The organism is Cupriavidus sp. GW823-FHT07B10 (assembly GCF_058794355.1).
Genome location: NZ_JBXAGS010000004.1, coordinates 278,053 through 295,012 on the forward strand (window position 1 = coordinate 278,053; position 16,960 = coordinate 295,012).

Annotated in this window: 14 protein-coding genes and 1 pseudogene; 4 read left to right on the top strand and 11 right to left on the bottom strand. The window is 67.8% G+C overall.

The features are described 5' to 3' along the window. Nucleotides 1–132 precede the first annotated feature (132 nt). On the top strand, nt 133–777 hold the full coding sequence (locus tag AC1Q6V_RS11460) for an MlaC/ttg2D family ABC transporter substrate-binding protein (RefSeq protein WP_011617691.1): 645 nt from the start codon (nt 133–135) through the stop codon (nt 775–777). A 13-nt stretch (nt 778–790) separates the two neighbouring features. Here the strand turns inward: AC1Q6V_RS11460 and AC1Q6V_RS11465 are convergent, their stop codons facing one another. The 6 genes and pseudogenes from AC1Q6V_RS11465 to ispH form a co-directional block, all read right to left on the bottom strand. After that, on the bottom strand, nt 791–1,795 hold the full coding sequence (locus tag AC1Q6V_RS11465) for a lysylphosphatidylglycerol synthase domain-containing protein (protein WP_037024770.1): 1,005 nt from the start codon (nt 1,793–1,795) through the stop codon (nt 791–793). Between the two features lie 9 nt (nt 1,796–1,804). Then, nucleotides 1,805–2,608 (bottom strand): hopanoid biosynthesis-associated protein HpnK, encoded by an 804-nt coding sequence (gene hpnK, locus AC1Q6V_RS11470; protein ID WP_081050141.1) that lies wholly within the window; start codon nt 2,606–2,608, stop codon nt 1,805–1,807. Nucleotides 2,609–2,646: 38 nt separating this feature from the next. Next, the gene (gene hpnJ / locus AC1Q6V_RS11475) at nt 2,647–4,071 is read right to left on the bottom strand and encodes a hopanoid biosynthesis associated radical SAM protein HpnJ (RefSeq protein ID WP_010810964.1); all 1,425 of its coding nucleotides are present in this window, start codon (nt 4,069–4,071) and stop codon (nt 2,647–2,649) included. 266 nt (nt 4,072–4,337) lie between these two features. After that, nucleotides 4,338–5,420, bottom strand: a pseudogene (gene hpnI, locus AC1Q6V_RS11480) (bacteriohopanetetrol glucosamine biosynthesis glycosyltransferase HpnI); the annotation flags it as partial. Between the two features lie 11 nt (nt 5,421–5,431). Continuing rightward, a complete protein-coding gene (gene hpnH, locus AC1Q6V_RS11485) occupies nt 5,432–6,601 on the bottom strand; it encodes an adenosyl-hopene transferase HpnH (RefSeq protein WP_010810966.1) in 1,170 nt (389 codons plus the stop codon). A 21-nt stretch (nt 6,602–6,622) separates the two neighbouring features. Further along, on the bottom strand, nt 6,623–7,636 hold the full coding sequence (gene ispH / locus AC1Q6V_RS11490; protein WP_010810967.1) for a 4-hydroxy-3-methylbut-2-enyl diphosphate reductase: 1,014 nt from the start codon (nt 7,634–7,636) through the stop codon (nt 6,623–6,625). Nucleotides 7,637–7,844: 208 nt separating this feature from the next. Here ispH and hpnA point away from each other — a divergent pair, with 208 nt between their 5' ends. Further along, a complete protein-coding gene (gene hpnA, locus AC1Q6V_RS11495) occupies nt 7,845–8,852 on the top strand; it encodes a hopanoid-associated sugar epimerase (RefSeq protein ID WP_010810968.1) in 1,008 nt (335 codons plus the stop codon). A gap of 15 nt (nt 8,853–8,867) precedes the next feature. Here the strand turns inward: hpnA and AC1Q6V_RS11500 are convergent, their stop codons facing one another. The 5 genes from AC1Q6V_RS11500 to AC1Q6V_RS11520 all read right to left on the bottom strand — a co-directional run bounded on the left by AC1Q6V_RS11500 (nt 8,868) and on the right by AC1Q6V_RS11520 (nt 14,900). Next, nucleotides 8,868–10,010 carry a glycosyltransferase gene (locus AC1Q6V_RS11500; protein WP_454751059.1) on the bottom strand — a complete coding sequence of 381 codons (1,143 nt, stop codon included), beginning with the start codon at nt 10,008–10,010 and terminating at the stop codon, nt 8,868–8,870. A 9-nt stretch (nt 10,011–10,019) separates the two neighbouring features. Next, nucleotides 10,020–11,009 (bottom strand): hypothetical protein, encoded by a 990-nt coding sequence (locus tag AC1Q6V_RS11505; protein WP_011617686.1) that lies wholly within the window; start codon nt 11,007–11,009, stop codon nt 10,020–10,022. 80 nt (nt 11,010–11,089) lie between these two features. Further along, complete coding sequence (locus tag AC1Q6V_RS11510; RefSeq protein ID WP_010810971.1) at nt 11,090–12,469, bottom strand: amino acid permease; 1,380 nt, start codon at nt 12,467–12,469, stop codon at nt 11,090–11,092. A gap of 310 nt (nt 12,470–12,779) precedes the next feature. Beyond that, nucleotides 12,780–13,889, bottom strand: a complete 1,110-nt coding sequence (locus AC1Q6V_RS11515) for an alkene reductase (protein WP_454751060.1) — start codon at nt 13,887–13,889, stop codon at nt 12,780–12,782. 108 nt (nt 13,890–13,997) lie between these two features. Then, on the bottom strand, nt 13,998–14,900 hold the full coding sequence (locus AC1Q6V_RS11520; protein ID WP_010810973.1) for a LysR family transcriptional regulator: 903 nt from the start codon (nt 14,898–14,900) through the stop codon (nt 13,998–14,000). A gap of 103 nt (nt 14,901–15,003) precedes the next feature. Here AC1Q6V_RS11520 and dkgB point away from each other — a divergent pair, with 103 nt between their 5' ends. Next, nucleotides 15,004–15,807 carry a 2,5-didehydrogluconate reductase DkgB gene (dkgB, locus tag AC1Q6V_RS11525; RefSeq protein ID WP_010810974.1) on the top strand — a complete coding sequence of 268 codons (804 nt, stop codon included), beginning with the start codon at nt 15,004–15,006 and terminating at the stop codon, nt 15,805–15,807. Nucleotides 15,808–15,814: 7 nt separating this feature from the next. After that, nucleotides 15,815–16,936 (top strand): alkene reductase, encoded by a 1,122-nt coding sequence (locus tag AC1Q6V_RS11530; RefSeq protein ID WP_010810975.1) that lies wholly within the window; start codon nt 15,815–15,817, stop codon nt 16,934–16,936. Nucleotides 16,937–16,960: the final 24 nt, after the last annotated feature.

Consider the following 16,960-nt stretch of genomic DNA (forward strand, 5'->3'; position numbering starts at 1 on the left):
CTGGCAGCGTGGCGCATGCGGCATGCGCGGCCCGGGCATCCGCGATTCAGGCCGATCCGCTATAAACTGTCAGCCTGGCATCGGCGCTGCAGCGCCGGCGCCGCTTCACCGTCCTTCCTGGTTCTCATATCGATGACGATTCACGGTTTGCTTCCCCTGGCGCCGCTTGCGGCGGTGGCCATGGTTTCCGTAGCGCACGCCCAGGCAGTCCAGCCCGGCGACCTGCGCGCCAGCCCCGAGCGGCTGGTGCAGGCCGCGGTGGAGGGCGTGATCGGCACCATCCAGTCCAATCCCGACACCCGCGCCGGCGACCTCGCCAAGATTACCGCGGTGGTGCAGAAGCAGTTCCTGCCCTACACGGATTTCCAGCGCACCACGCGGCTGGCGCTGGGCAGTGCCTGGCGCACGGCCACGCCGGAGCAGCAGCAACAGCTCCATGAGCAGTTCCAGATGCTGCTCGTGCGCAGCTATGCGGTGTCGCTGGCGCAACTGCGCGAGCAGAGCGTCAAGTTCCGCTACCAGCCGGTCAAGTCCGGCAGCGGCGCCACCGATGTGGTGGTGCAGACGCGTGTGATCAACAATGCCGACGAGATGCAGATCGATTACCGGCTGCAGCGCACAGCCAACGGCTGGAAGATCTATGACATCAATATGATGGGGGCGTGGCTGATCGAGGTGTATCGCAAGCAGTTTGCGGACATCGTCGCGCGCAGCGGGGTCGACGGGCTGGTGAAGTACCTGACCACCCATAACGCGCGCCAGGCGTCTGACGCCTGAGCGCCGCACGCCATCAGGGCGAGGCGTGGCCCGTGTGCCGGCTGCGCCGCCAGTGGCGCAGCTCCACCCATTGCCATGACAGCAGCGCGGGCACGCCGAACAGGATCTCGCGCGCGCGCTTGACCAGCGCCAGCGCCAGCGAGACCTGCGCATCCATCCCCAGCACCTGCCCCAGCAGCATCACCACCGCTTCCTGCACGCCCAGCCCGGCCGGCACGAAGAAGGCCACGTGGCGCGCGGCCTGGGTCAGCGATTCGATCGCCAGCGCCTGCCAGACCGGCACCGGATGGCCCAGCAGCATCAGCGCCAGCCAGATCTCCAGCGTGCCGCTGACCAGCCCTGCCAGTTGCCAGCCCAGTGCCGCCAGCAGCTCGCGCCGGCGCCGGTTGAGCGCGCGGATATGGGCATCGAGCCGCGCACCGTCGATCAAGGCGACGATGCGGTGATCTTCGCCAAACAGCTTGCGCGCCGCGCCTTCCAGTTTCTCGAAGATCGCGGTGTGCCGCAGCGACAGCGCGAACAGCACCGGCACCGGCAATGACAGCAGCAGCCCGGCCAGGATGATCCAGGCCCCGCCGCTGTCCTGCAGCGCGGCCACCAGCAGCAGCACCCCCATGGCCGAGAACAGGTACTGCGAGAACAGTGTCAGCATCACTTCAACCACGATGCTGGCGGTGACGGCGGTGGTGTCGCGGATGCGCAGCCGCGTCAGGCGGATGCCGACCAGTTCACCGCCGACCCCCACCGTCGGCAGCAGGCGGTTGACCGCTTCGCGCACCGTGGCGACCCACCACAGGAAACCGAGCCCCGCCTTCTCCTCGGGGTCGGCCGAGGTCAGCAGGACGCGCCAGCCTTGCGCATCGAGCAGCAGCGGCAGTGCATGCAGGGGCACCAGCAACAGCAGCAGCCAGCCGCCCTGCGCCACGATGGCGGCGATGTCGCTGGCGCCTTGGTGGATCACCAGTGCGGTGAGCGCCAGCAGCCCGATCAGGCCGGTCAGGTAAGCAATGCGTTTCATCTTGAACAATCAGGGCACCAGCACGTCGGCAAAGCCGCCGCGCCGGTTGGCCGCGCGCTCCAGCGCGGCGCGCACGCGCGGCGACAGCAGCGCGGCCAGCTCGTCGGCGTGGCGATAGCCGCGCATCGATGCGGTAATGGCCTCGCCAGAGACCACGGCCGGATGCAGGTAGATCTCGCCCACGCCCGCGGGCAACTGCGCCAGCGCCTGCAGCAGGGCTGCCTCGTCCATCTGCCCGCTGCGCGCGATGCCGACCACGTAGTCATTGTGCGCGATGCCGGCGCGGTCCAGGCGCCGGCGCAGCAGCGCCAGCCAGGGGCGCAGCGGCAACGGCGCGCCCTGCTCGCGCGGCAGGCGCATCGCGCGCAGGCCGTAGTCGCGCCCGATCGACAGGATCAGCGACAGCACCGTGGGGTGCAGGTGGAAATGCTTGTGCGTGTTGACGTGGTCAAGCGGCAGGCCGGTGGCGGCAAAGGCTTCGAACTGCGCGCGGATCTCCGCCGCCAGCTGGCGGCGCACGCGCGGCAGGAAGAAGAAGCGGCAGCCGTCCAGGGCCATGGCCGAGCCGAAGCGGGCTTCGGCGTCGACCAGGTCGGGGATCCGCGCGCGCGGCAGCGTGGCCGGGCCGTCGGCCAGCACCACGTGCAGCCCCACGCGCAACGACGGCAGCCGGCGCGCGCGCTCGACCGCATCCGCCACGGCGGGCGCGCCCACCATCAGGCTGGCGGCATTGAGCACGCCGTCGCGGTGGGCCAGCTCCACCGCCTCATTGACGGCGGGGTGCAGGCCGAAGTCGTCGGCGGTGACGATCAGCGCGCGTTGCGAGGCACAGGAAAGCGCGTGGGCCAGGATCAGGCCTCGTGCGAGCGCAGGAAGCGGAAGAACTCCACGCCTTCGCGCAGGCGCCGCTTCATCATGTCCCAGCTGCCCAGCATCTCGCGCACGATTTCCCAGATCTTGCCGGGGCGGAAGTAGAAGCGCTTATAGAAGGTCTCCACGCCGTGGTAGATGTCTTCCCTGGACAGGTGCGGATAGCTGATCGCGGCCAGCTGCACGCCCTGGTCGTTGACCAGGTTGATGACCTTGTTTTCCTCGAGCCAGCCGTTCTCCACCGCCTGCCGGTACAGCGTGGTCCCGGGGTAGGGCGCGGCCAGCGACACCTGGATGGTGTGCGGGTTGATTTCCTTGGCGTACTCGATGGTCTTCTCGATGGTCTCGCGCGTCTCGCCCGGCAGGCCCAGGATAAAGGTGCCGTGGATCTGGATGCCCAGCTTGCGGCAGTCCTCGGTGAAGCGGCGCGCAATGTCCGTGCGCAGGCCCTTCTTGATGTTCAGCAGGATCTGGTCGTCGCCGGACTCATAGCCCACCAGCAGCAGGCGCAGGCCGTTCTCCTTCATGATCTTGAGCGTGCTGTACGGCACGTTGGCCTTGGCATTGCAGGACCACGTCACCCCCAGCTGGCCCAGCCCGCGCGCGATCTCTTCCACGCGCGGCTTGAAGTCGGTGAAGGTGTCGTCGTCGAACATGATCTCCTTGACCTCGGGCATGTTCTCCTTGATCCATTTGACCTCGGCGATCACGCTCTCGGCCGAGCGCGTGCGGTAGCGGTGCCCGCCCACGGTCTGCGGCCACAGGCAGAAGGTGCAGCGCGAACGGCAGCCGCGGCCGGTGTAGATCGACACATAGGGGTGCTTCAGGTAGCCGATGAAGTAGTTGTCGATCTTCAGGTCGCGCTGGTAGACCGGCGCCACGAAGGGCAGTTCGTCCATGTTCTCGATCATCGGGCGCTGCCCGTTGTGTTCGAGCGAGCCGTCCGGCAAGCGATAGGACAGGCCCAGGATGTCCTGGAGCGGCTTGCCCGCGGCCACGTCCTGGCAGGTGTAGTCGAACTCCTCGCGGCAGACGAAGTCGATGGCCTCGCTGGCACCCAGCGTGCCGCCCGGATCGACTGCGGGCTTGGCGCCGACCATGCCGATCATCACGTCCGGCTTGCGCTGCTTCAGTTCCTCGGCGAACTTGGCGTCGGTGGGGAACGAGGGCGTGCTGGTGTGGATGATGACCAGTTCATAGTCCGCGGCGATATCCAGCGTCTGCTGCACGGTCAGGCCGTCGGCCGGTGCGTCGAGCACGCGGCTGCCCGGCACCAGTGCGGCGGGCTGCGCCAGCCAGGTCGGGTACCAGAACGACTTGATCTCGCGCTTGGCCTGGTAGCGCGAGCCCGCGCCGCCGTCGAAGCCGTCGAAGGAAGGGGCCTGGAGGAACAGGGTTTTTTTCATTGCGGCCTCTGGGGATGGATGCCGGTGAAGGGTGGGGTTGGGGGTGGGGACTTCGTGGATACGCCGGCCCTCTCCCCCGGCTCCTCTCCCGCAGGTGGGAGAGGGGAGCGAACCGCCGCTGCGTTCAACGTCGTCACATCAACGGACGCTGCCGCAGGACGGCGTGCGGAATAACGCGATGGCGGCTCCCCGTCCGCCTGTTTTCTCCCCTCGCCCGCTTGCGGGAGAGGGGCGGGGGAGAGGGCAGGCGCTCGCCCGGAGTGCTGCCCATCATGTACCGGCAGCACCTGCTCGCGCCACCGCACGCGCTTGCCCGTCAGCGCAACGGCCCAGCCGGCCAGCAGCATCGCATCGCGCAACGGCGCGCGCAACGCAGCGGCCACGCTGCCCGCCATCATGCTGCGCGCGATCACGCCGAGGGTCGCCAGGGCAAGAACAGCAGGGAGCGGCGCCAGCAATACGCCCAGCACCAGCATCGGCCAGGTGAAGGTAATAAAGGTGAAGGCAAAACCCAGCGGATTGAGCGACCTTATCGTGCGCAGCCAGCGCACCTCATGCCGCCAAAGGTCGGCAAAGTGTTCCTCGGTGACATCGGTGCTGACCACCACGTCTGACAGCACCGTGCGCAACCCTTGTCGCCGCGTCAGCTCGCCCAGCCAGAAGTCATCCGCCAGCCGGTCCGCCAATACCTCGAACCCGCCGACCGAAACCAGCGCATCCCGCCGCAGCGCAATCGTCGCGCCAAAGGCAAAGCGTTGCGAGCCGCCCGCGTGGGCGATGCGCACCGACGGCGCGAACCAGTCGTTGATGAACTGCGCGCCGATGCGCGACCACCGCCCGCCAGTCGGATTGCCGCGGTAGAGGCAGGTGACCACGCCCACGCCGGCGTCGGCCAGCGGCGCGGTCACGCGCGCCAGGTAGTCGGGCGGCACGGCGATATCGCTGTCGGCGATCACCAGCACATCGTGCTTCGCTTGTGCGAACAGGTTGACCAGGTTGCTGACTTTCAGGTTGGTGCCGTGCACTTGCGGATCGACCACCAGCGCGATGTCGCACGCCGGGAAGTCGCGGCGCAGCCGTTCGACCACGGCGATGGCGGGATCGTCCGCGGCATGCACGCCGAATACCAGCTGGAACGACGGATGCCGCTGCCGGCACAGCGTGGCCAGGTTCTCGTACAGCCGGGGCTCGGCGCCGCACAGCGGCTTGAGCACGCTGACCGGCGTCGTCGCGGTGCCGCCGCTTGCCGCCGGCGCGCGATGCGACAGCCAGGCCGCGGCCAGCGCATAGGCCGCCGACACGCAGGTCAGCGCAGCGCCTGGGAGGGTGGCGGCAAGTTCCGCGGCCATCGGTAGTGCGGTCAGTGCGTGGCCGCGGCGTTGGCCTCGGCCGGCCGCGGCCGGTTGGCGCGCGGTTTCGCGCGCTGGATTTCCTCGAGCTTGATCTCGACGTGGCGCGAGAACACGTATTCCGCCGGCCGCTGCCGGTCCAGCGCAATATCGGGCGCCATCGGCCCGCTGGTGCGCACGCCGCGCAGGCTCACGCCCAGCGCCTTGAGCGGATGGGCAAAGGTGTCGGCCACGGCGGTGGCCTCATAGCCGCTGTGGACCATGCAGTCGGCGCACTTCTCGTAGTTGCCGGTGCCGTAGGCGTCCCAGTCGGTTTCTTCCATCAGCTCGCGGAAGGTGGCGGCATAGCCCTCGCCCACCAGGTAGCACGGACGCTGCCAGCCGAATACGGTGCGCGCCGGGTTGCCCCACGGGGTGCAGTGGTAGGTCTGGTTGCCGGCCAGGAAGTCCAGGAACAGCGTCGACTGGCTGAAGGCCCAGTTCTTGCCGGCGCGGCCGCGGCTGAGGATGTCGCGAAACAGCTGGCGGGTCTTGCCGCGGTTCAGGAAGTGCTGCTGGTCCGGCGCGCGTTCATAGGCATAGCCAGGCGACACGGTGATGCCGTCCACGCCCAGCGCCTTGACCGAGTCGAAGAACTTCGCCACGCGCTCGGGCTGGGCATCGTTGAACAGCGTGCAGTTGATATTGACGCGGAACCCCCGTTGCTTGGCCAGCCGGATTGCCTCGACGCAGCGGTCGTACACGCCTTCCTGGCACACCGAGCGGTCATGCATCTCGCGGTCGCCGTCCAGGTGCACCGACCAGATGAAATACGGGCTGGGCTGGTACTGGTCCAGCTTCTTTTCCATCAGCAGCGCATTGGTGCACAGGTAGACGAACTTGCGCCGCGCGATGATGCCTTGCACGATCTGCGGCATGTCCTTGTGCAGCAGCGGCTCGCCGCCGGCGATGGACACCACCGGGGCACCGCATTCATCCACCGCCTCCAGGCATTCCTGCACCGACAGGCGCTGGTTCAGGATGGGATCCGGATAATCGATCTTGCCGCAGCCTGAGCACGCCAGGTTGCAGCGGAACAGCGGTTCCAGCATCAGGGCAAGCGGATAGCGCTTCTGTCGCGACAGATGCTTGCCGACGATGTAGGCGCCCACGCGGGCGACCTGCAGTAGCGGAATAGCCAAGGCAGCTTCCTCTGGTTGGGTTCAGCCGGCGATATTCTCGTTGGCGGTGGCCGGTGCGGCCGCGACTGCGGCGGGTTCCTTGCCGGCCTTGCGCGGGGCCGATTGCGGCTTTACGTCGGCCAGTTCGGGCGGCAGCCGGAACTCGGCATGTTCCTCGCGCCCGGCCATGGTGGTGACATCCACCGGGCCCAGCCGGCGCAGCGCGTTGATCACGTCCTCGACCATTTCCTCGGGGGCGGAGGCGCCGGCGGTGATGCCCACCACGTTGGCGTCGCGCACCCAGGCGGGGTCCAGCTCGGCGCCTTCGGCGATCAGGTAGCTGGGCACGCCGCTTTCAGTGCCGATCTCGCGCAGGCGGTTGGAGTTGGAGCTGTTGGTCGCGCCGATCACCAGGATCACGTCGGCCAGCTTGCACAGGTCGCGCACCGCGCTCTGGCGGTTCTGCGTGGCGTAGCAGATATCGCGCGTATCGGGACCGACCAGGTTGCTGAAGCGGCGCCCGAGCGCGGCGATGATATTGCGGGTGTCGTCCACGCTCAGCGTGGTCTGCGTGACATAGGCGACCGGGGTGTCGGCGGGCAGGTCCAGCTGCGCGACCTCGGCCTCGTTCTGCACCAGGATCACCTTGCCCGGGATCTGGCCCATGGTGCCTTCCACTTCCGGGTGGCCGGCATGGCCGATCAGGATCACGGTGCGGCCGCTGGCCGCGTACTGGCGGCCCTGGGTATGGACCTTGATCACCAGCGGGCAGGTGGCGTCGATGGCATGCAACTGGCGCTGGCTGGCATCGGCGATGACCTCGCGCGAGACCCCGTGCGCGCTGAAGATCGTCACGGCGCCGGTCGGGACTTCGTCCAGTTCTTCGACGAAGCGCGCCCCCTTGTCCTTCAGTCCCTCTACGACGTGCTTGTTGTGCACGATCTCATGCCGCACGAACACCGGGGCGCCATGCTTGACGAGGGCGCGGTCGACGATCTCGATCGCGCGCACCACGCCAGCGCAGAAGCCCCGGGGCTGAGCAAGAATCACCTGCATAGAGTAAGCCCCCCGACCCTTTGCAACGGGTTTCAGTGTTTGGGATGGCGGGACAGGAAATGCACCGGCATCCACCGGAGATCCACCGCAGATCACATTTCCGTCGCACGGTGGTTACTATATACCCGACACGCCGGCTTTGTCTGGAGTCGCCTTGGCCAGCGCGAGGCTGGCCCGGGGCGACTCCGCCTCACGGGAAAACGGGTTTATGACGAAAAACGATGACGTGCTGGTGACAGGCGCCTCGGGCTTTCTGGGCTCGGCGGTGGCGCGCAGGGCGCTGGCACGCGGCTTCCGGGTGCGCGTGCTGGTGCGCCCGCAAAGCCCGCGCGCCAACTTGGCCGGGCTGCCGGTGAGCGTGGCGGAAGGCGACATGCGCGACGCCGGCGCGGTGGCTGCCGCGCTGCAGGGCGTGCGCTACCTGTTCCATGTGGCCGCCGACTACCGGCTGTGGGCGCCGGACCCCGAGGAGATCGTGCGCACTAACGTCGACGGCACCCTGGCCGTGATGGAGGCCGCGCAGCAGGCCGGCGTCGAGCGGGTGGTCTATACCAGCAGCGTGGCGACGCTGCGCGTGGCCGGCGCGCGGGCGCCGGTGGACGAGACCGCGGCGCTGCGCCCGCACGAGGCCATCGGCGCCTACAAGCGCAGCAAGGTGCTGGCCGAGCGCGTGGTCGAAAAACTGGTGGCCGAGCGCGGCCTGCCGGCGGTCATCGTCAACCCGTCCACTCCGATCGGCCCGCGCGACGTGCGGCCGACGCCGACCGGGCGCATCATCGTCGAGGCGGCCACGGGCAAGATCCCCGCCTTTGTCGATACCGGCCTGAACCTGGCGCATGTGGATGACGTGGCCGAAGGGCATTTCCTGGCGCTGGAACGCGGCCAGGCCGGCGAGCGCTACATCCTGGGCGGCCAGGACGTGATGCTGCAGCAGATGCTGCGTGACATCGCGCAGCTGTGCGGCCGGCGCCCGCCGACCATGCAGCTGCCGCGCTGGCCGCTGTACCCGCTGGCGTACGGGGCGGAGGCGGCGGCACGCTTTACCGGCAAGGAGCCGTTCATCACTGTAGATGGACTCAATATGTCCCGGTACCGGATGTTCTTTACATCAGACAAGGCGCGCAAGGTGCTGGGCTATCAGCCGCGGCCATACCAGGAGGGTTTGCGGGACGCGCTGGAGTGGTTCCGGGCGCAGGGGTATCTCGACAAGCGCTAAGCTGGCAGGGAGCGCTCAGGACTGCACCGGCGCCTGCGCCCGGCCCTTCCACTGCCCGCCGCGCCGCAGCCAGTAGCGCCGTGCCGAGTCGATGGTTGCCCCCAGGTAGAACAGCGCCGTGACCGGCAGCAGCGGCGCCAGCCACGCCGGCTGCCGGTATTCGCGCAGCATCGGCAGGTAGGCCAGGGTCATCGCGCCCCAGGCCAGCCATGCCGGCCACAGCCGCCAGCCGAGCGCCAGCACCGGCGGCACCAGGTAGGTCAGCACCATGCCCGCCACCGCGCCGGCCAGCAGCGGCGGCGAGTAGCGCAGCTGGGTGTAGGCGCTGCGCGCGATCATGTCCCACAGGCTGCGCCAGTCGTTGTAGGGCCGCAACGACACGCTGTCGTCGGCCAGGTCCAGCCGGATCGCGCCGCCGGGCTTGATGCGCGCGGCCAGGCTGCAGTCGTCGATCAGCTCGCCGCGGATGGCGGCAAAGCCGCCAATGCGCGCCAGCGCCGCGCGGCTGGCCAGCATGCAGCCCCCGGCCGCGGCCGCCACGCGGCAGCGGGCATCGCGCACGCGGGCGAAGGGGTAGAGCTTGGCGAAGAAGAAGACAAAGGCCGGCACGATCAGCCGTTCCCAGGCGGATTCGCAGCGCAGCCGGACCATCAGCGAGACCAGGTCGCGCCGTTCGTGCTCGGCGCGCGCCACCAGACCGGCCAGCACGCCGGGGCCGTGCCAGATATCGGCATCGGTCAGCCAGACGTAGCGGGCCTGCGGGGCGATGCGGTCGGCCGCGGCCAATCCTTCGGACTGCGCCCAGACCTTGCCGCTCCAGCCGGCCGGCAGCTCGCGAGCGCCGATCACGGTCAGCCCCCGCGGGCGCGCGGTGGCCGCGGCGGCGGCGCGGGCGATATCGGCGGTGCCGTCCTGGCTGTGGTCGTCCACCACCACCAGCGCCAGCCGGCCCCGGTAGCGCTGGCCCAGCACGCCGGCCACGGCGCGGCCGATCACGTCGGCCTCGTTGCGGGCGGGGATGACCGCGACCACCTCCGGCCAGGCTGCGGGATCCGGTGCGGCAGCCGGCTTGCGCACGCGCCAGAAGCCCGCGCGGGCAAAGATCAGCACCAGCCAGACCGCCAGCGACAGCAGCGACAATGCCAACGCAAGGTGCATGGGCCGGCCCTACTTGACGAAGCGCCGCGCCAGCCGGGCCAGCCGCGGCACGGTTTCCGGGCGCAGCAGGCGCGCGTCGTAGCCGGCCATGCGCCGGTCGTTCTCGGCCAGGCACAGGTCGATCATCGCGCCCGGCGTCAGGGCTTCGCCCAGCGCCGCCGAGCCGTTCATGGTGAAGTTGGCGTCCTGGGCCACGCCGTCGGTGTCGATGCCGCGCGCGATGCCGATGCGCTCCCAGACCAGGAAGGCCCACACCCGCGCCACCTTCAGCGCAAACAGCGGACGGCGCCACCACGGCAGGGTGCGCCGGTACCAGGCGGCCCAGTTGACGAAGAACAGGATATGCCGGCCTTCCTCCTGGATCACCGGCTCGAAGGTCTCGACCAGCTCGGCGGGGAAGAAGCCGGAGCGCCTGGCCGCGGCGAACAGGCCGAAGGCGAAGAAGCTGTCGATGCACTCGCTGTAGCCGGTAACCAGCCAGCCCCATTCCGGATCGTCCGGGGGCGGGTAGTCAGGCTCGGGCGCGAGCGCGATGCCGTAGGCCTCGACCAGCTTCGACAGCACCACCTTGTGGCGCGCCTCTTCGCCGCCGTCCATTTCCAGCGCGATGCGCAGCAGCGGATCGCTGACGGTCTGGGCAAAGGTCTTGACTCGGATCGAGGCGCGGCCCTCGGTCTGCACGGCGATATCCCAGATCGGCAGCGAGGTGACGCGGTGCAGGGCCTCCGGCGACAGCTTCGGCCAGTCGATCACGGCGGGTTTGTAGGGGTTGTGGGTCTGCAGCAGCATATTGCAGAACATCTGCAGGTGCTGCGCGGAGCCGATGCGTACCGGCCCCGCGGTGGGGTCGGTCCAGTGGCGCATGGCATGGTCGGCCTGCTCGACGGCAGTGCGCGCGACCGTATCGGCAACCGCGATGGCGCGGGCCTCGGCATCGGCGGCGCTGTTGCGCGGCGGCGCAGCCGCCGCGTTGCCAGCAACCTCAGTGGTCTCGGACATTCGGCCCCCTGGCGTTGGATTGCCCGGGAGCCATTGTAGCGAGGCGCGCCGGCCGGCGCACCCCGCTGGCTACGGCAAGCTCAGGCGCGGTAGCTGACTGGCCCGCGCGAGCGCATGTCCAGCGCGTAGTAGCACACCGTCAGCAGCACCAGCCAGCCCGGGCCCACGTACAGCGCCACGCGGGTCTCCGGGAAGTAGGCCATCAGCGCCACCACCAGCGCCAGGAAGGCCAGCGCGATGTAGGAGCCATAGGGCCAGAACGGCATGCGGAAGGCCAGCGCCTTGCGCTCGGCCGCCGACAGGCTGCGGCGGAACTGGATCTGCGTGACCAGGATGATGGCCCAGGTCCAGACCGCGCCGAAGGTGGAAATCGCCGTCACCCAGACGAAGACCTGCTCGGGCACCAGGTAATTGAGCAGCACGCCGCACAGCAGCGCGGCGATCGACACCAGCAGCGCGCGGCGCGGCACGCCATTGCGGTCGACCTTGGCAAAGGCCTGCGGCGCCTGGCCCTGCTGCGCCAGGTTGTACAGCATGCGCCCGGTGCTGAAGATGCCGCCATTGCACGACGACAGCGCCGCGGTCAGCACCACGAAGTTGATGATGCCGGCGGCGGTCTTGATGCCCAGCCGCTCGAAAGTCAGCACGAAGGGGCTGCCCTGGGCGCCGATCTCGTTCCACGGGTACAGCGACAGGATCACGAACAGCGCACCCACGTAGAAGATCAGGATGCGCCAGAACACCGAGTTGATCGCGTCCGGGATCGACTTCTTCGGGTTGCGCGCCTCGCCGGCGGTCAGGCCGATCATCTCCACGCCGAGGTAGGCGAACATCACCATCTGCAGCGACATCAGCACGCCGGAGGCGCCGTTGGGCATGAAACCGCCGTGCGCCCACAGGTTCGAGATGCCGGTGGCGATACCGCCGTTGCCAAAGCCGAACACGATCATGGCCCCGCCGCCGATCAGCATCAGCACGATGGTGACGATCTTGATCATGGCGAACCAGAACTCGAACTCGCCATAGGCCTTGACCGCCATCAGGTTGACCGAGCCCATTGCCGCCAGCGCGGCCAGCGCCCAGATCCAGCGCGGCACGTCGGGGAACCACATGCCCATGTAGATGGCCACGGCGGTGATCTCCGCCACGCAGGTCACCAGCCACAGGAACCAGTAGTTCCAGCCGGTCAGGTAGCCGGCCAGCGGGCCCATGTGGTCCTGCGCGTAGCGGCAGAACGAGCCGGCCACCGGGTTGTGCACGGCCATTTCGCCCAGCGCGCGCATGATCAGGAAGATCACCGCGCCGCCGATCAGGTAGCCCAGCATGATGGCGGGGCCGGCCATCTTGATGGCATTGCCGGCGCCCAGGAACAGGCCCACGCCGATGGCCGAACCCAGCGCCATCAGCCGGATATGCCGTTCGCCCAGGCCGCGTTGCAGATGTTCTGCGCTTGCACTCATGTGTCGTTGTCTCCGTGTCATCAGAAAGGCCGCGCCGGCCTTCGTGGGGCCGGCGGGAGCAGCTATTTTCTCGTCCGCGGCGGGCCGTAAACGGAAAATAGCGGGCAGGTTAATCAGATAACGCGGGTATTTGTTGCTGAATTCGTGGTGAAAATCAGGAAAAATTGCTGACGACCTGAGCGGCGACACCCCCGCGCGCAAGCGTGTGGCTCGGTGGACTGAGTGCAGCCTTGCTATCCGTGTGCGGACACCCGCCCCGGGCGGCTGCCCGAAGCGCCGCGTGAAGCTGCGCGAGGTGGTCTGGCGCAGTTCAGGCTGCGGCGGCGCCGTCGTAGGCGGGATAGTCCGTGTAGCCCTCGGCGCCGCCACCGTAGTGGTGCGCGCGGTCCGACGAGGCCAGCGGCCAGTTGTTCTCAAGCCGGGCAACCAGGTCGGGGTTGGCGATGAACGGCTCGCCGAAGGCGGCAATGTCGATCAGGTCATCGGCAATCAGCTGCTCGGCGCGTGCGCGTGTCATGCCACCCGCAAGGATCAGCGCACCCGTGAAGCGACGTCGGAACCTTGCCAGGAAGTCGCCCGGCGTGGCCGAGCTGCCGCGCGTGCTCTGGTCCATGAGGTGGACGTAGGCGATGTTCCGCTTCGAGAGCTCGTCGGCCAGATGGAGATAGGTCTGCTCCAGCTCAGGGTACTCGCCCATGTCGCCCAGTCCGCCATAGGGAGACAGGCGGATGGCCGTGCGATGCGCGCCGATCCGGGCTGCCACGGCGTCGATGGCAGCCAGTACAAAGCGGGTACGGCCTTCCAGCGTGTCGCCACGGAATTCGTCGGTGCGGTCGTTCACCGTCGGGTTCAGGAACTGTTCGATCAGGTAGCCATTGGCACCGTGAAGTTCCACGCCGTCGAAGCCGGCGGCGATCGCATTGGCCGCGGCTTCCGCGAAATCGGCGATTACGCCGTAGACCTCACCGCTGGCCAGCGCGCGCGGCGCGGATACATCGACCGCACCGGGCGTGCCGTCGGCGGTATAGCCCCAGGCCTTGGTGTTCTTCGCAACCTGGTCGGTTGCGCTGACCGGCTGGATGCCGCCAGGCTGGATCGAGACGTGGCTCACCCGGCCGACGTGCCAGAGCTGCGTGAAGATCGTTCCGCGCTTCGCATGCACCGCGTCGGTCACCTTGCGCCAGCCTTCAACCTGTTGCGGCGTGTAGAGGCCCGGATTGAACAGGAATCCCTGCGCGCTGGGCGAGATCACCGTGCCTTCGGTCACGATCAGGCCGGCGTCGGCACGCTGGCCGTAGTAGAGCGCGTTGAGATCGTTGGGCACCCCGTCCGGGTTGCGCGAACGGGTCAGCGGCGCCATGGCGATCCGGTTGGATAGCGTTTGCTCGGCCATGGCAAAGGGCTTGAAGAGGGGGCTCATTTGTGCTCCAGGGAATGGGTTTCGATGGAGCGCAGTTTGCCCGGTTCATCTTTGCAGATTAAGCCGTGTATCGGTCAAATACTTTTGATCTGGCATCAAATATGAAAACTAGCTCTCGAACGGCTTCTGGCCAAGCACCTTGACCACATACTCGACAAAGCAGGTGATGCGGGACGCCAACGCGGTGTTGCGATAGTAGACCGCGTTGATCGACTGGCGCACATCGAGGGTCTGTTTCGCAAACAGCTGCACCAGCCGCCCGTCTTGCCGATCGTCGCGCGTCATGAAGTCCGACAGGCAGGCAATGCCCTGGCCGTTCAGGGCCAGGCTCCGGAGGGTCTCGCCGCTGGACGAGGCGATGGTTGGCTTGATATGCAGCACGCTGCCGTCGTCGTCGCGCAGCGGCCAGTCGTTCAGCGATTCCGGCTGCGTGAAGCCCAGCAGCGCATGCTGCGCGAGCTGCGCCGGCTTGGTGGGCGTGCCGTGGCGCTTCAGGTAGCCGGGACTGGCCAGGATGCGGATTCGGCTGGTGCCGATGGGGCGCGCATGCAGCGTTGAGTCCTTCAGCTGGCCGATGCGGAACGCCACATCGGTGCGCTTTTCGATCAGGTCGATGATGCCTTCGTTCGAGTTGAGTTCCAGTTCCACTTCCGGGTAGCTGGCGCGAAAGCCCTCCAGCAGCGGCACGATCACATGCAGCATGAACGGCGTTGCCGCATCCACCCGCAAGCGCCCAACCGGCCGCAGGCGGCGCGCCGCGATCTGCTCTTCCGCCTCGTCAACCATCGCCAGGATGGCGCGGGCGTGTTCCAGGAATGCCGCCCCTTCCTCGGTCAGCTCCAGCCGCCGCGTGGTTCGCCGCAGCAGCGTGGTCTGCAGTTTCTCCTCCAGCCGGCCCAGGGTGCGGCTGGCGGCGGAGACCGTCAGCTTGAGCTGCTCGGCGGCCGCCGTGATCGAGCCGGTGTCCACCACGGCGGCAAAGGCCAGCAGTTCGTCGATGGTCGTCTTCATTATTGATTTCAAATCAAATGAATTTCCCTTATACACGGCTTTATCCGCAAAGGTAAGGGCGGCAAACTGCGTGCATTCGAGTTTCCTTCATAGGAGTTGCACCATGAGCGTTCCTTCATTTGGTGTCGGGACTTTCCGCCTGACCGGCCAGGCCGTGATCGATTCGGTGCGCAACGCGCTGGACCTGGGCTATCGCGCCGTCGATACGGCACAGATCTACGGCAACGAGGCCGACGTCGGCCAGGCTATCGCCGAGGCCGGCGTGAAGCGCGATGAACTGTTTGTGACCACCAAGATCTGGACGGCGAACTACGCCGCCGGCAAGCTTGTGCCGAGCCTGCGCGAAAGCCTGGACAAGCTGCGCACCGACTACGTCGACCTGACCCTGATCCACTGGCCGGCGCCGGGCAATGGCGTGGCGCTGCCCGAATACATGGCGGCGCTGGCCGAAGCCAAGGCGCTGGGCCTGACGCGGCAGATCGGTGTTTCCAATTTCAATATCGCACTGACGAAGCAGGCGCTCGATGCGGTTGGCAAGGGCGAAATCGCCACCAACCAGATCGAACTGAGCCCCTATCTGCAGAACCACAAGCTCGCCGCGTTCCTGAAGGAGCAGGGCATCGCCGTGACGTCGTACATGACGCTGGCCTACGGCAAGGTGCTGAAGGACCCGGTGCTGGCGCAGATCGCGAACAAGCACCGCGCCACCGTCGCGCAGGTTGCGCTGGCATGGGCGCTGCAACTCGGCTATGCGGTGATTCCGTCGTCGACCAGGCGCGAGAACCTGGCCAGCAACCTGCTGGCGCGCGACCTGAAGCTCGACGCCGACGACATGGCCCAGATCGCCGCGCTGGAGCGCAACGGCCGCGAGGTCAGCCCCGAGGGCCTGGCCCCGGCCTGGGACTGAGGAGGCCATGATGTCCGATACACACGATCCGCTGTTCCAGCCGCATTCGCTGGGTGCCCTCACGCTGCCCAATCGCATCGTGATGCCGCCGATGACGCGTTCGCGCGCAAGCCAGCCCGACGACGTGCCGAACGAACTGATGGCCGAGTACTACGCGCAACGCGCCAGCGCCGGCCTGATCGTCAGCGAGGGCACCTGGATTTCGCCGCTCGGCAAGGGCTATGCGTGGACGCCCGGCATCCACACGCCGGCGCAGGTCGCCGGCTGGCGCAAGGTCACCGCTGCCGTGCATGAAGCGGGCGGGCGCATCTTCGCGCAGCTCTGGCACGTGGGCCGCCTGAGCCATGTCAGTCTGCTCGATGGCCACGCACCGGTGTCGTCGTCCGCCATCCAGGCGCACGGTGTGAACGTGTTCGTCGCCGATCAGGATGGCAAGCCGGGCTTCGTGCAGGCATCCCACCCGCGCGCGCTCAAGGTGGAAGAGATCCACGCCATCGTCGACGAATTCCGCCAGGCCGCGCGCAACGCGATGGCGGCCGGCTTCGACGGTGTGGAACTGCACGCGGCCAACGGCTATCTGGTCAACCAGTTCATCGACTCGGAAGCCAACAACCGTACCGACGAATATGGCGGCTCGCTAGAAAACCGCCTGCGGTTCCTGGGCGAGGTGACGCAGGCGCTGATCGAGGGCACGGGCAGCAAGGACCGGGTCGGTATCCGCCTGGCGCCGCTGACCACGCTCAATGGCTGCGTCGACGCCGATCCGGAAACCACCTATGCGGCCGCGGCAAAGCTGCTCGGCGAGCTGGGCGTGGGCTACATCCATATCGCCGAGGCCGACTGGGACGATGCACCGCATATGCCCGCCGCATTCAAGCAGCGGCTGCGCGAGGTGTATCGGGGCACGCTGATCTACGCCGGCAAGTACACCGCGGAACGTGCGCAGGCCGCGCTGAACGAGGGATGGGCCGATCTGATTGCCTTCGGCCGGCCGTTCGTGGCCAACCCCGACCTGCCGGAGCGCCTGCGCGCTGGCGCGACGCTCAACCCCCATGACCGCGACACGCTGTTTGGTGGTGGCGCACGCGGGCTGACCGACTATCCCGCACTGGCCGCCAGGGCGGCCTGAGTGGAAATCAGGAGATTCAGAATG